Source organism: Okeanomitos corallinicola TIOX110 (assembly GCF_038050375.1).
Lineage (GTDB): Bacteria > Cyanobacteriota > Cyanobacteriia > Cyanobacteriales > Nostocaceae > Okeanomitos > Okeanomitos corallinicola.
This window is the reverse complement of the sequence record NZ_CP150886.1, coordinates 193,266-207,825: the sequence shown is the minus strand read 5'-3', so window position 1 is coordinate 207,825 and position 14,560 is coordinate 193,266. Positions and strand designations below refer to the sequence as shown.

The following is a 14,560-nucleotide window of genomic DNA, read 5'->3' as shown; positions in this document are numbered from 1 at the left end:
AGAATAAACCAGGGAAATTTTATGCAATTGATGAAACTGAGTCTGACTAAAAATATTACCGACTACGCAAAAAAAAATCACTATTATTCTTTACTGTTACTTTCTTCCACATCTCTACTGTTTTCGCTATCTACTTTACCATCCCTGGCAGCACCTTTAGAACTTGCTCAAGCAGTTGCTGTCAGTAAAATTAACCGTCCTAACTTACAAATTGGTAGCAAAGGTGAACGTGTGATAGAATTGCAAGCCGCACTCAAACTTTTAGGTTTTTACACAGGTGCAGTAGACGGAAGTTATCAAGAAAATACAGCTAGGGCAGTTTACCAGTTTAAACAAGCAGCTGGTTTAATCCCCAATACCGTTGTAGATGCTATTACCTGGCAAAGACTATTTCCTAATGTTTCCACAGTGGCTATAAATCAACCAGTATCACCTATACAACCCACAGCCAGTAGTAGTTTTACAGTTCCCACTCAACCCAGTATCAATAGAAATAATACCACAGTCATCCCTAAACCTAAACCAACTATTCCCCCATCTACCATTCCTAAAAAAACTACAACCCCCCCAAATAACCCTAAAAATAGTTTTCAGCCTACCCCAACTAACAAGCAAAATCCCAACATTCAATATACCCCAGCCGGATGGCCAATTCTGCGTTTAGGTAACAGTGGAGCAGAAGTTATAAAATTACAAACACTTCTACAAACTTTAGGTTTTTTGAAAGGTTCTATAGATGGTGATTTTGGTGTTGCTACAGAAGCAGCTGTGAAAGCAGCTCAAGTTCGTTATGGTTTACAACCAGATGGTGTAGTTGGTGGAGCTACATGGAATACTTTCTTGCAAAGATTACGCTAGTAAAGTTAAAGTGAACTGCAAATTATAGTTATTCTCAGCATAACATGAAACACTTTTTATTAACTTGGTTAGGTACGGCGATCGCATTATTAATTACGTCCCAAATAGTCTCAGGTTTTATTATTAAAACCTTGACTGCGGCTTTAGTTGCTGCTATTATCATCGGCTTGGTAAATGCTGTCATCCGCCCAATTTTGGGTTTTTTAGCATTTCCCATTACTTTAATTACCTTTGGTTTATTTACTTTTGTCATTAATGCTGTGACTCTGTGGATAGCAAGTGCTATTACTCCCGGTTCAGGTTTTGAAATCCAGGGTTTTATACCTGCTTTTCTTGGTTCTATAGTTTTGTCAGTTGTTTCCAGTCTTATCAATTATATTTTGCGTGTAGGTGATTAGTAGAAATATGCTCTAAAATTATTATCTCAACCACTTTTGAGAAAAAATATCATCGGAATATATGCTTTATAAAGGATAAAAATTTTGAATAGAATAGAGCTTATTTAGTAATTGCTGCAACAGCAATTGTTACCGCTCCTACTTCTCCTGGTAAACGAAAAATTTGCTTAGGAACTAATAACTTTATATCTGATGTAATTTGCGATGCAGCAATAATAGCTGATGCTTCTGCTACACTTGGTGTTCCCACTGTTGCAGTAAGTTTGGTATTAGGATTAGGAACGCAAACACTTGCTAACACTTCTGCTGTGAAGGTTTTTAAGGGTAAATTATTAACTCGACAAAATTCTCTTAAACCAAATTCTGAAGCTTTGATATCAATAGTGGCAATACCTGCTATGTCATGATAAAAAAGTTGGTATTTTTGACAAATCTGTTCAATACCCGCACCAATTAATTGTAAAGAAATTCCTTTTTGACAACCAATACCTATCCATAAAACCACTGGTGATAATAACTGTAATTTCACAATTCAATCGTTGAATCCTAATTGAGAAAGATTTAATTTTTTGGATTGAATTCTTTCAAACCCTTGTAAACACAGAATAAATCATACTTAGGAAATATTTATCTGATTAGATTGTTTCCTTTAATACAGAAGATTTGATAATTCTAACACTTTCTTGGCAAATAAAAACCGATATATTGATTACATATAGCACAGTAGGAAACATCAAAGGATAGAGCAGAAAGTAAAAAGTAAATTAAGTCTTCATGTTTACTTTTTACAACCTTTGTCATCAAAGCTTTTGATTTTGGTGTTTTAGTTTCTCCGTCGTAGCAATTTCACAACAGTTACGGCGGATTTTTACTAGGTAGGGTTTGCTGAAAAAGTTAGAAATAAACTTTTCAAAAAATGCAATATTTTTGACTAAATTTATCTTAAAAATACGACTTGATAAGTATATCTGAATATAACCCATCAAGTGTAAAATTCAATTATTAGTTACCTTTTTCAGCAAGTGCTTCTAAATGAAAAGCAAGATTATTGAGTGCAAATTTAATCTCTGTGCTGTAAGCAAGACTTTTCCATCTAGGAGTTGTTGCATGATCTAACGCAGTTGTATCCAAGTATCGCGCAAACACAACCAATTTTTCTGAATCTGTATCTGCTGTGGCTAAATTGTCCAAAAATTCTTGAGGAGTCATGACTTGGTGAAACCTGTAAACATCTAATTAGTGCCAATATACTAAGAGTATAAACGCCAGATTATAAATAATCTGTTCAGAGTGGGATTAAAATTAATTTAAATTAAAATCTTGGGAATATTGATTGAATGGTTTATACCAACCTTTAGTTTTACAAATTGTTTGTCCTGTTGTTAGCTTTTTTTCTTGATTTGGTTCAGGACTAAATTTTATTAGATATTGTATACTCAGACAATATTTTTCAGTTTTCTGACAAAAAAATAGAGCTTCTGAATTATTTACTTCAGAGTCTTCTTGTTGATATAATTTCAAACAATCTGCATATTGACTAATAGAAAATCCTGTCCGTAGTAGATCACTATTTCCTGCATTGTCTTCATTTTTCAACAACGGCTTTTTTGTTGCTTGTTTTGATCCATTTGTTGAATTCTTGAGCATAGAATCTGAATTAAAAAGAGTAGATATATTATTTGTAAATTGTTCAGTATTTCCAGAAAAAATTAAAACAGTTTGGGTATATATCCAGACAGAAGTTAAAATAGTAATAAATAATATTATAAAAATGCTGAAGGGATTAAAAACAAACCGCTGATATTGCTCAATTTGTAATATCTTCAGGAATAAAGGTAATATCACCTTAAAAATAAATATTGCAGATAATATACAAAAAATAATTGCACCAAATATAAACATATTTATGATTTGAATCTAGGAATATGGAAGTTTTTAAAAACAAATTAAATATTTTTGAGCATTTGAATGGCGATCAAATTTAGTTATAGCAAAAATAAAAATTTCTAGCGGCTTCCCAGAGGGAATACCGCTGTAACAACAACTATCCCACAACTTCAACTGACTTCGATTCTGGTAATAAACGTTTTACACCTTGTTTCACAAAAGCTTCCAAAACAGCAATTTTCTGATTTTGTTGGAATACTGTTTGTAAAACTTGGCGTAATTTTTCTAAGTTTAAACCATTACCTGTTTCTAGTGCTATTTCTTGCTGTTCAAAATATGCAACTAAACTTAAACCAGCAATTCTAGTTAAGTAAGCAGCACTTATACCTTCAACTACTCCTCCAGCTACAAAGGTGACAAAATTAGTTTTGAGAATACCTGTAACTGCTCTAGTAGATAATTCTACTAAACCTAACTTCAACATCAAGCTTCCCATAGTTCCAGCCACTTGTTGAGCCTGTTCCCAGGATATTTTTTGTTGATAAATATTACCCAAATCCATTACCATTTGAGCATTAATAGCCGCAGTTGCTAATATATCTAAGGCGGGAACTGGGTTAGCAAAGGCAGCAGCAGCAGCTATCCACTGATTTTGTTCTATGATAGGGTTAGAGCGATCGCGTCTGATCTGATTTAAACAGTTTTTCGCCTCAGATTTGAGTAACAGCACTTTCCGCAGAGTAGTTTTACAAACTATTTGCTGTGTTTGTTTTGCTAATATTTCCCCCAACTGTTGTGTCAAATCTTGAATATTTGGTGCTGGTTGTTCCATCCACTCATTAACAGAACCATCAGCTTCATGTTTTCTCACTTTTACAGCTAAAGGAGAAACAGCAGTTGCAACTACATTACCAGCAGTTCTTGTTTGCAAAGATTGTAAAATCGTAGCTCGTTCCTCGGCAATGTACTGATCTTGTTTATTAAAAACCAGTAATGTTGGCAGTTTGACTGCATTTAATTGTTGCAAAACCTGAAATTCCGAATCTGTCAAATCTCCATTGGTAAGAAACAAGACGACATCAGATTTTTGCAGTTCTGATAATATGACTGCATCGGAATTTTCACTTAGTTCTGCAAATAAAGGTGATGTTTCCGAAAAATGCAGAGAATGTTTAGATAAACCCACTGCATTGTGAAGAGTTTTAATAACTGTACTTTTACCTACTGACTTACCACCAGTAACAACAATTTGAATTTCTTGTCTCTCTAACTCTAAGGGTAACTGAGCCAGTTTTTCCCGTAGAGTTGTTAAGGTTGGGTGGTTGACTGCTTCTTGTGCAAGTTGGTTAATGACACATTTGGTTTTAGTAATTGCTTTTTCTACAGACTCTCTATCTACAACTAAATCATTGAGATGTTCAGTGATTTGTGGGCTATTTTTGTTAATTAACCACAAACCTCCACCAACAGCTAAAGCACTCAACAGGCCAAACTCTCCCACTTGAACTATTGAATCATGCCAGCTGTTTAACATCCATAGGGTAAAGGACAATCCTAGTCCTCCCATCAAGATTGGTTTATTTAACTTCACAATTCTGATTCTCCGCGCTTTTGATGGCTTCCTCTTCACTTTACCTCAAAGGCTGAACCCAAAACTGAGCTTTTCTAAGGATAATCAGCTATTGATTAACCACAGCCTTTTTCAACTCCTTAAATAGCAATTTACAGCCATAAGCAACGATTTAACTGATAATAAAATCACCAAAACCTTTCTTGAAATTCCATCAAATCTAACTCCAGCATCGCTAAGAATTCTTCACTAATCCTTTCTATAGCAATGCGCGAACACATTAAGGGACAGGCTGGAAAAAAATAAAAAATTACCCCAACTTTCAGTTTGTCAGGGCTGGTAGGTAGTTATTTTACTCCCTAATCTTCAAAAATCAGGAAATGTACTATTACCAATGATGATCGGCAGATTTCAATTACTTTTGCAACATTCTTTGACGACGACGAAGAAAAGTCATTGCTGCTACTGCACCTAAACCTAAAATAGTAGTTGGTTCAGGTACTGTGGCTGTGTTTCCGCTTCTAGCAATCAACTTAAAATCGGGACCATTAAAAGTCTCATCAGCCGTGAGTCGTAAACCACTTAATCTACCAACTCCCAATTCGTTAAGATTTACACCCCAAGCACCAACACTTTGAGGTTCATCAATTTCTGAAGTATTAATTTGGAAACCAGCATAGTTACTACCAATGCGTGTTTCTGTAATTCTTTTGAAATCACCAATTACATTTCCACTAGCATCCAAGGCTTGAATACCCAGATCACTATTCATCCCCCGTTCCCAGAAAAACAGACTATCTAATCCTGAGTTATCTTGTACGATCTCCCTATCAAAGAATACGTCAAGTATGAAAGAGCCAACATCTTCAGTATCAATAATATTATTTAAGTTATCAGTTCCTAAAAATGCTGTGATGGCTTCAGCGGCAGGAGTTTCTTCAGGTAATTCTGGTGTATAGACATTATCACCTCTATCTGTACTAGCGGCACCACTGTTGGAATCATCTGTCCTTGGTGTATTGTACTGGATAATAGTTCTGTTTACAAAAGAGAAATCATTGAATGTTGTCCCATTTTGGGTAATGGAATTCAATGTTACATCGTTAGTAGGATCTGTATAAGTTATGTTGCTCACAAAACCTGCGGCTTGAGCAGAATTTGTATTAACTGCAACACCAGCAAACAGTAAACTGATAGAAATCAAAGCATTCTTAATTTTCATTCAATGTCCCCAATATTTAGTATAAGTGAATTATTTACTCAGTTATTACTGTGTAATTAATATTTATTATCTAGAATTGAGTTGATATTTGTAATCAGGAAATATGCGGTTTTATGGCTTTTATCAATAATTCAGAGAAAATATTGATAATTTTATTAATTCATAAATAATTCATAAATAATTTATATTTAGACCGTATCATTACTTAAATAAAATACATACCAATACATTTTAATTCACTGAATTACTGATACTTGTATCTGGTGCAGTACGGCAGTTGCCAATCCTTTGATTATATTTTGCGTAATCCATAGATATATAAATATACTTAATTTTTCGGTTACTGATAGTAAACTACGATTGACTCTAGTAACAATCAAAATAAAAATTAAGTATTAATCAGGTTGGAAAAATTTACCTATTAATTAATTTTCTAAATATTGAGGTATCTAGAGTTAAACTACCAGTGGTTTTAAGTATAGATACTTAAATAATGTGCAGTGTAAACATTATCCAAGCATTCATGTACTTATAGGAAATGAATAAATTTATACACTTGGGGTATGATTAACAGGAATGATGCAGATAGTTAAGTTCATCTCCTAGCTAAAACAAAGAGTATTAAGTGGTGATGAAGGATGGTCAATTGACTATTGGTTTTATTCCTGATAATGCCTAAAATAACCAGGTACTATCCTGCTATCGCTTTAATAAGTAGTTACGGTATTGAGAATGATCCCCAAACATGGGCAGAAATTTAAGAATAGGTTGAAAAAAAGGAGAAAGTGAAGTAACTTATCATCCTACAGGTGATTGAGCTAAACCATCCTCAGTATCTGTGGGATCAATTTATCTGAGGCATAATAGTATTTACTTTTCTAGCCCTGTTTATGATTCTGGTTTAGATAAAATGACTAGCCATAACCCTCAAATTCAAAACCGCTTTTGACTGCGACATGATGATAAATCAACTGAACAATGGTTTCACTATATTTCTGAGTCTGCTAGTCGAGGCGATGCCTTTTTTACTGCTAGGTGTATTATTTTCCAGTTTGCTCTTGTTTTTCGTTGATGAACGCAAATTGGTAGAAATGATGCCCAGAAATCCACTACTGGGAGCATTAGTGGGTAGTATGATTGGGTTTTTGTTTCCTGTATGTGAGTGTGGTAATGTACCTGTGGCACGAAGATTATTGATGCAGGGAGTACCCACACCAGTAGCAATTGGATTTTTACTAGCAGCACCAACAATTAACCCCATTGTCATTTGGGCAACTTGGACAGCATTCCGAGATCAACCGGAAATAGTAGTTTTGAGAGTCTTACTATCCCTGATAATTGCTACTACTATTGGTTTTGTATTCAGTTTTCAAAAAGATTTAAGTCCTTACTTGCAACCTACAATTGTTCGTTATCTTAAATTTAATCCCCCGCCTACACCAGAAACAAAACGAACGAAAAAACGCCCACTGGTAGAACAAGAGCCAACTGTGAATATTTTGCAATCAGGAAATTACATTCTTGGCGGTAAGGCAGGTATATCTACAAGAATAGGTGCAACATATAACCAGAGTAATGTCACACCGGTTAATGCAAATAAAACTATCAAAGATAAACTTCTCCTAGTCTTAGATAATGTAGTTCAAGAATTACGGGAATTAGGAGGAGTAATGATTATAGGTAGCGCAATCGCCGCCTCAATTCAAGTGTTAGCACCCCGTGAATTAATTCTCAGTTTGGGAGCTAGTCCTGTGACATCAATTCTGGCTATGTTGGTACTAGCCGCAGTAGTATCAATCTGTTCCACTGTTGATTCTTTCTTTGCTCTCTCTTTCGCTTCAACTTTTACCAGTGGTTCTTTACTAGCATTTCTTGTATTTGGTCCGATGATTGATATTAAGGGTGTAGGTTTGATGTTATCAATCTTTAAACCCAAGGCCTTGTTTTATCTATTTGCTTTAGCTGGACAGTTGGCATTCTTATCTACCCTTTTCTTAAACTTGCACGTTATGTAACACCTGTAGGTTGTCAGCCGTGAATAATTTACAGTTACTAATAACTGACAACTTACAAAATATCTAATCACTTAATCAATCATGGCTTCCATTAAAAATACACAATCAAAAATTAAACATAAATTACTTTCTTGGCTAGATGTGGCAGCAATTACAGCTTGGGGAGTTGTGATGCTCAAATACTGGCTAACAGGTAAACTCAATTTATTGATTCACCCGGATTACTTTTGGTTAGTAATTTCCGGTGGTACTGGTTTGCTGATCATTGGTTTTTTAAAAGGTGTGCAGGTGTGGAAACATCGCCGTCGTGATCAACCACCCGATAATCAACAGCATATCAATATATTTCCCCCTGGTTGGAGTAGTGCTTTATTGCTAACAACCGCTATTTTAGGACTTATGATCACCCCTCGCGTTTTTGCCTCTCAGACAGCTTTGGAAAGAGGTGTCACCGATTTACTAGGGGCAACTCGCTCCCAACCTCAATCATTTCGTGCTACTGTTCGCCCAGAGGAGCGATCGCTTATAGATTGGATACGCACATTGAATGTTTATCCAGAACCTGATGATCATGCAGGTAAAAAAGTTAAAGTCCAAGGATTTGTGATCCATCCCCCAGAATTAGATCAAGAACATTTAGTATTGGCAAGATTTGTAATTACTTGTTGCGCTGCGGATGCCTATCCTGTAGGTTTACCTGTTCAACTACCAGATAGTCGAGATAAGTACCCACCAGATAGCTGGTTGGAAGTGGAAGGACAGATGATTACAGAAAATGTAGCCAATAAACGTCAACTCACTATTAAGGCTACATCCCTGCAAGAAATTCCCCAACCCAAAAATCCCTACAGTTATTAGGAAGTAGGGAGATGTGAAGGATGAATAACCCAATGACTAATAACTAATAACTAATAACTAATGATCAAATCATATAAATCTTTTCAAGCATTAGATCGTGTGGCGATCGCCATGATGCTCTTCCTGAGCATACTGATTAGTTTGATGATCTGGCAAGGTGATGCAGTCAGACCTATAGTTCGCAATTTTACCTGGGAAAATAAACGCATCGGCGCTGAGGATACAGCTTTTAGTCTGACCTTTAGCCGTCCTATGGACACTAAAAGCGTAGAAGAAAATTTAAAAGTATGTCCTGTAGAGAACAAACAAGAAACAGAAAACTTCCAAGATTGCCCAGTGCTACCAGGTAAAATTAGTTGGGCAGGACGCAGAATGGTTTATACCCTAGTAGCTCCAGCACCCTATGGTACAGAATATACAGTAACCTTGCAGGGAGCAAGAGACAAATTTTCGGAAACAGAATCAAAAAAGAGAGAAATACAGCCGTTTATAGGTAACTTCAGTAGCAGAAACCGCGCTCTTACTTACATAGGAGCAGATGAAGAATATCAAGGCAAGTTGGTACTCTACAACCTCACCAAAGAAGAAAAAAAGGTACTGACACCCAAAGATTTGATTGTGATGGATTTTGAACCATTTCCCAATGGAGAGAAAATCATATTTTCTGCTCGTTCTTCCCAAAATCCTGACCTGCTTTCAGCCCAAATATACACAGTCACCACAGGTATTACTTACAACACAGATAAAGAACCAGAATCACCAGGAAAAATTGACCTAATTTTAGATAATAAAGACTATCAAAACCTGAAATTTGACCTATCCCCCGATGGACAAACAATAGTTATTCAAAGGGGAAAAAGAGATAATCCTGGGGATTTTGGACTCTGGTATATATCAATGGCTGAGAATAGCAACAGAGAAAAACCCACGGCCAACCGCTTACAAAGCCAACCAGGAGGAGACTTTCTGATCACACCTGATAGTAAAGCGGTAGCAGTTGCCCAAGGACAAGGAACAGCAATTATATCCTTAGAAGGAGATACCAGCAAACCTCTGGATTTTCTGCCGCAATTTGGCTTAGTTCAAGCCTTTGCTAAAAATGGTTCTCAAGCGGCAATGGTCAAATTTAACACTGACTACACCAGAGATTTATTTTTGGTGACCAATCAAGGAACGCAAAAACAACTCTTAAAAACTACAGGTTCAATCCTTGGTTGTCATTTTGATCCTGCTTCACCAACTATCTATTGCTTGTTAACACAACTGGTATCACAAGAACAATACATAGAACAGCCTTATTTAGTCGCAATTAATCTCAAAACCCTGGAACAAAAACCATTGTTAATGTTGCCTCCTGCCCAAAGAAATGTACAAATGAGTTTAGCACCGGACGGTTTAGGTATCTTGTTTGATCAGATAGTGGAAATAGAAGATAATACAAAATTACCAGCTAACTTCTTAAAAACTGATGATGGAGCGCCAATTGCCACCAGCAGTCTGTGGTTAATGCCTTTGTTACCCAGTGGAGATCAAGCAGAACTGGAAATCAAGCCAGAACAATTACCCCTGATTGGGTTTCATCCTCACTGGCTACCCTAAATCAAGTCAAAATTCAAAATCAAAGCACTTCCGTCTCCTGCCCTCTGGCTATCTTGTAAAATTTAATACCTTTATAGCCAATTATCTCTATCTCATGGCAGTGGCTCAAAATATGGGAACAGGATCATAATACTATTTTGATGACTTGGGTTAATCTTTGATAAACGTCAAGTAGGTTCACACCCTCTACCCCAGATCAGAAAAAAGACTACATCATAATAAAAGACAAAGACGCAAGCAACAAAAAATCAGAGGTAATAAAGACTCAGATTCTTTCAAGGTTAGAGCTTTCTGGCTTTTATCTCTGGTATAAGCAGCTTTTCTACACTAGCCAGTCATGCTGAAAGAGAGTTAAACTTGGCTTCTAGAGGGAATATAAATTACCTCGTAGTTAAACATACTGGATCAGCAATCCTGGCATGAGCTTTGTTGAATATTTTTAAGCAGGTGGGTCAAGAGTGATGAATATAGCTGACACCTCAAACAACGGCACAGCAAGAGAAACGATAAATTCTGCAAATTCGCCGAGTCCAGAACAGGCGAATTGTCCCTTTTACTCTGTTTTAAATGATGAAAATATGGCTGTGAGTAATTTACCACTCCTGAACCCAGCAACAGATGTCTATGAAGAACCGCCGCAGTGTGAATCTTCTGCAACCAACGATGTGCAAAATAAAGCTCAACAAGACTGGATTGCAGAACCTGATATTGAAAAACAAATTCAGGTAGATTCAGAATTTCAGAAGTTGCTGATATTAAACGAGGAGTTACAAACAGCTAATACTAATTTGTATGCTCAAGTGGAGCAGTTAAAACAAGAACTAGCTGAGGCAGAAAAAATTTTACATTGGCAAAAAAAACGCTCCAGTGTAACTGAATCTATACTAAATCAGCAAGCTCAGGAGTTAGCTACTTCCCAAGCACAAATACAATCTCTGTTCCAACAGCTAGAAACATCTGTGCAAACTGTGCAGAGTCAGGAAATTTTTATTAACACCCACAAGTCACAGTTGCAGATTAGCCAAGAACGTGTAGCCCAGTTAGAAAGGGAATGCACTCTGTTACAAACTAAATATGGTGAACAATCTCAAGATTTATTACATTCAGAAAATACCTGTCGGGAATTACGGACTCGGTTAATTCGTCAACAACGTCAGACTTTACAGTTTAAAGCTGCACTGGAAAAATGTCTGGAGACTACTGTTCCCAACTATGACATCCTAGATGACACAGCCTACCATCCCTATGATGTCACCAGTAGAAATACGAGATTTTCTCGAAAGGCGCGGTCTTTATTTCCTCATGCCCAACCCATTAAACCTTGGTCTGCGGAAACAGATACAACTTTTGATAGTTGTAACACCGTAGGTCAACACCTGGAAAATTCTTGGATGCAGCCCCCTAGCCCATTGGTTGACTCAGCAGATGCTGCTGATCAGATTTATACACCTAAAAATTTAACTGATTTAACTGATTTAACTGATTTAACTGATTTAACTGATTTAAATCATATTCCAGCACCAACACCGGAGGTTGAGGTTAAGGAATTTCAGGGTGAGGTTGCAGATATTCCTCCTGTTCAAGAATCCAATTTAGACCGACAGTTGGAAAGTTTGATTGAAATGTTTTTTGCTGCCCCTCAATCATCAAATCCACCTCCAGTTACTGATACTCATACCTATCCAATGGGAGATGAAAATTGGGAAACTCCACCATTAAATCCTGAACAGGAACAGCCGCAAACTACAGAATCTAATTCTGTCAATGAGTTTGATATTTCTGCGCTGACAGAGTTTTCATTGCTGTTAAATCATGAATCATCTGTGAATGCTTCTGTTCCAGAAATAAAAGATACAATTCCAGAAAATTCAGAAAATCAGGATTATTGGGCAGAGTTACCTGTAGATGATTTCAATTTACAGCCTTTGGGTGAATATCATCTAGATCATAAATCCCCTTCGCCGTTAATTTATCCCCAACGTCCACCTAAAGGAAGGAAGTCTTTTGCTTCAGTGGAGTTACCTAATTTTCCTTCTCAGGTTAATGGCCAAAAGTCTCATGACTAATGACCACTAACTACTACTAATTTGTTTGACTTAACTTGGGTTTAAAGGCAATTACTTGATTACGTGGTCTTGGTTTACCGATAAAAATGGCGTAGTTGGTGGCCAATAGGTTTAACCATAGGCTTGGATAGCGTGGTTCTAACCAATTTTGACTCCATTTCAGAAATGAGGGAAACCAGGTGCTGAGTAAAGCATTAAAGAAGGCATTAAAACTAAAGTTGACGTAGTTACCTAACCAGCGAACTAAATCTCTAAAACCTGCTAGTTGCCAAATCCATAATAGTAAGGCAGGATTTTTACTGGCGGCTTTGAGTGCTAAACGGTTAAATGTGAACCAATCACAGCGGTCTTTAATAAAGTTATCTGCTACTTCTAGGGGTTCATCTGCTAATAACCCAAAGAAGGTGTTTAACATGGCGTTAATTAGTTGGGGTTTGATAAATTTCCCCGTAGGAACCATCATTCCTTTAGAAAATAGCCAGGTGACAGCGACGTTACTTTGATAAGCCCGAATTTTATTCAGGTGTCGGAAACTTAAAAGGTCATATTTGAGGGCGGTATTTAAAAGGTTTGTTAACCGTTCCAGATTACGGACGAGAGAACCAAAACCAGTGAAGACTAGGGGAGATTGCAGGGATGCAGCATCACCTATGGTAATTAATCTATCAAAGGCTACGGTGCGATCGCTACTATTAGCACTAAAATGCCCAGGAATATAGCCAAAGGTCGGTTTTTTCCACACCAGTTTATCCATGTCGCAACGGCGATATTCTGGCAGAATTGCGAAAAAGTCTTCGTACATTTCCAAGAGAGAGCCGGGATTTTTATCATTCACTTCATGGTAATGAAATAGGTAAATTGTCAGTTCTTCATCTGTGGCGGGAAACAATTCCCAAATTAACTGTCTACCTCTAGAAATATCTCCGTGACTGTTGAGAACATCCCCATATTGACTATCCCACACACCAGGTGCAAATCCTTTTTCCACTACTGCTCCTACTGTGGGACACACACTATCAAAGGCTCTACCACCGTTTAATTGCCATGCAATAGGTGAAGCTGTACCCATTGCATCTATTAGTAATCTAGCAGTGATTTTTTGTTCTTTTTCAGTATTTGCATCCTTGACAGTAACGCTAACTTGTGATTCATTTATATCTGCACGGATAAAATCTGTCTGGTCTAAAATTTCACCACCTGCGGCTTTGAGTTTCTCCCCGCATAATTGCAAGAATTTATCTGAATCTAAAGCAATATTTAAAACGGTTGGTGTATGTAAAACTTTGGCTTTGAGGTGAGGCGGGTTATTAGCATCAAAAAATTTATTGAACCCGTCTTTATATTCCCTAGCTATAATACTTTCTAATTCAACATTTGTTAGCAAACCTAAATTTAATAAACCTTGAATTTCGTCGCGGGAAATATTCCATTCCCGGTTCATGCGTCCAAAAGGCATTCTTTCCACTAGTAGAACTTTATAGCCTAATCTGGCCATAATTGCGGCATGAATTGAACCTAAAGCACCACCAATATAAATGATGTCATAGTTATTTTCTGTTGTCTTTTTACTATCTTGATCATAAAAAATGACTTGACGAGGTTTTTGTGGGTTTTTCACCCCTTCCCGCCATTTTTGCTCCCACCAATAAGCACGTTTCAGGTCATATTCCCCATTAGACATTTTCTGGAAATACTTTACAGTTAGGGGATAGTATGGTTCTAATTCTGTAAAAATAGATTTTTGTGGATCAATTTTTGGCGGTTCTGGGTATTGGTGGGGAAAGCTGCTTCTAATTCCTGTGGTGAGACGTTGCAAAATAGAGGCTTCGTTAGTGAAAGGTTGATTTCCCCAACGAAATACTTTTAAATAAGTGGTACGCTGTACAGACCAAACAAAGACAGATAATTCATTTGGTAAGCTTTCTTTAACAGATGCAGTAGGATTTCTGAGGCGAAAACCATCTGGAGTGATAATTTTTTCTCCATATCCAGGTTGAAAGTCCATTTGTAACCACTGCCGGACTGCGTTAGTATCTGGAGTAGGGATTTCTAGGTAAAGAACTTCTTTCATTGTTGGTTAACATTGT

At 36.8% G+C, this 14,560-nt stretch carries 12 protein-coding genes; 6 read left to right on the top strand and 6 right to left on the bottom strand.

Going from position 1 to position 14,560, the window contains the following annotated elements; translation table 11 throughout:
• Positions 1-30: 30 nt before the first annotated feature.
• Together WJM97_RS00855 and WJM97_RS00850 are read left to right on the top strand one after the other, a co-directional pair.
• Positions 31-858: a peptidoglycan-binding domain-containing protein gene (locus tag WJM97_RS00855; RefSeq protein WP_353931194.1), complete on the top strand. Its 828-nt coding sequence runs from the start codon at positions 31-33 to the stop codon at positions 856-858.
• A 44-nt stretch (positions 859-902) separates the two neighbouring features.
• Positions 903-1,256, top strand: a complete 354-nt coding sequence (locus WJM97_RS00850) for a phage holin family protein (RefSeq protein ID WP_353931193.1) — start codon at positions 903-905, stop codon at positions 1,254-1,256.
• Positions 1,257-1,356: 100 nt separating this feature from the next.
• Here the strand turns inward: WJM97_RS00850 and WJM97_RS00845 are convergent, their stop codons facing one another.
• From WJM97_RS00845 to WJM97_RS00825, 5 genes are all read right to left on the bottom strand, one after another.
• Positions 1,357-1,785, bottom strand: a complete 429-nt coding sequence (locus WJM97_RS00845; protein WP_353931192.1) for a cobalamin biosynthesis protein — start codon at positions 1,783-1,785, stop codon at positions 1,357-1,359.
• Between the two features lie 473 nt (positions 1,786-2,258).
• Positions 2,259-2,465 (bottom strand): hypothetical protein, encoded by a 207-nt coding sequence (locus WJM97_RS00840; protein WP_353931191.1) that lies wholly within the window; start codon positions 2,463-2,465, stop codon positions 2,259-2,261.
• Positions 2,466-2,558: 93 nt separating this feature from the next.
• Positions 2,559-3,158: a hypothetical protein gene (locus tag WJM97_RS00835; protein WP_353931190.1), complete on the bottom strand. Its 600-nt coding sequence runs from the start codon at positions 3,156-3,158 to the stop codon at positions 2,559-2,561.
• Positions 3,159-3,300: 142 nt separating this feature from the next.
• Positions 3,301-4,677: a DUF697 domain-containing protein gene (locus tag WJM97_RS00830; RefSeq protein ID WP_353933253.1), complete on the bottom strand. Its 1,377-nt coding sequence runs from the start codon at positions 4,675-4,677 to the stop codon at positions 3,301-3,303.
• A gap of 451 nt (positions 4,678-5,128) precedes the next feature.
• A complete protein-coding gene (locus tag WJM97_RS00825) occupies positions 5,129-5,935 on the bottom strand; it encodes an exosortase-dependent surface protein XDP2 (protein ID WP_353931189.1) in 807 nt (268 codons plus the stop codon).
• A 959-nt stretch (positions 5,936-6,894) separates the two neighbouring features.
• On the opposite strand from WJM97_RS00825, the gene WJM97_RS00820 reads away from it, so the two are divergent.
• The 4 genes from WJM97_RS00820 to WJM97_RS00805 all read left to right on the top strand — a co-directional run bounded on the left by WJM97_RS00820 (position 6,895) and on the right by WJM97_RS00805 (position 12,473).
• On the top strand, positions 6,895-7,950 hold the full coding sequence (locus tag WJM97_RS00820; RefSeq protein ID WP_353933252.1) for a permease: 1,056 nt from the start codon (positions 6,895-6,897) through the stop codon (positions 7,948-7,950).
• Between the two features lie 81 nt (positions 7,951-8,031).
• On the top strand, positions 8,032-8,808 hold the full coding sequence (locus WJM97_RS00815) for a TIGR03943 family protein (protein WP_353931188.1): 777 nt from the start codon (positions 8,032-8,034) through the stop codon (positions 8,806-8,808).
• Positions 8,809-8,868: 60 nt separating this feature from the next.
• Positions 8,869-10,407 carry an Ig-like domain-containing protein gene (locus WJM97_RS00810; RefSeq protein WP_353931187.1) on the top strand — a complete coding sequence of 513 codons (1,539 nt, stop codon included), beginning with the start codon at positions 8,869-8,871 and terminating at the stop codon, positions 10,405-10,407.
• A gap of 461 nt (positions 10,408-10,868) precedes the next feature.
• Positions 10,869-12,473, top strand: coding sequence for a hypothetical protein (locus tag WJM97_RS00805; RefSeq protein WP_353931186.1), 1,605 nt, complete (start codon positions 10,869-10,871; stop codon positions 12,471-12,473).
• Positions 12,474-12,489: 16 nt separating this feature from the next.
• On the opposite strand, the gene WJM97_RS00800 is transcribed toward WJM97_RS00805, so the two are convergent.
• Positions 12,490-14,544: an FAD-dependent oxidoreductase gene (locus WJM97_RS00800; protein WP_353931185.1), complete on the bottom strand. Its 2,055-nt coding sequence runs from the start codon at positions 14,542-14,544 to the stop codon at positions 12,490-12,492.
• Positions 14,545-14,560: the final 16 nt, after the last annotated feature.

What these genes read in the sequence shown, in the direction of transcription:
- WJM97_RS00855 (WP_353931194.1), top strand. Translation starts at nt 31, where the DNA reads ATGAAACTGAGTCTGACTAAAAATATTACCGACTACGCAAAAAAAAAT.
- WJM97_RS00850 (WP_353931193.1), top strand. Translation starts at nt 903, where the DNA reads ATGAAACACTTTTTATTAACTTGGTTAGGTACGGCGATCGCATTATTA.
- WJM97_RS00840 (WP_353931191.1), bottom strand. Translation starts at nt 2,465, where the DNA reads ATGACTCCTCAAGAATTTTTGGACAATTTAGCCACAGCAGATACAGAT.
- WJM97_RS00835 (WP_353931190.1), bottom strand. Translation starts at nt 3,158, where the DNA reads ATGTTTATATTTGGTGCAATTATTTTTTGTATATTATCTGCAATATTT.
- WJM97_RS00830 (WP_353933253.1), bottom strand. Translation starts at nt 4,677, where the DNA reads ATGTTAAACAGCTGGCATGATTCAATAGTTCAAGTGGGAGAGTTTGGC.
- WJM97_RS00825 (WP_353931189.1), bottom strand. Translation starts at nt 5,935, where the DNA reads ATGAAAATTAAGAATGCTTTGATTTCTATCAGTTTACTGTTTGCTGGT.
- WJM97_RS00820 (WP_353933252.1), top strand. Translation starts at nt 6,895, where the DNA reads ATGATAAATCAACTGAACAATGGTTTCACTATATTTCTGAGTCTGCTA.
- WJM97_RS00815 (WP_353931188.1), top strand. Translation starts at nt 8,032, where the DNA reads ATGGCTTCCATTAAAAATACACAATCAAAAATTAAACATAAATTACTT.
- WJM97_RS00810 (WP_353931187.1), top strand. Translation starts at nt 8,869, where the DNA reads ATGATCAAATCATATAAATCTTTTCAAGCATTAGATCGTGTGGCGATC.
- WJM97_RS00805 (WP_353931186.1), top strand. Translation starts at nt 10,869, where the DNA reads ATGAATATAGCTGACACCTCAAACAACGGCACAGCAAGAGAAACGATA.
- WJM97_RS00800 (WP_353931185.1), bottom strand. Translation starts at nt 14,544, where the DNA reads ATGAAAGAAGTTCTTTACCTAGAAATCCCTACTCCAGATACTAACGCA.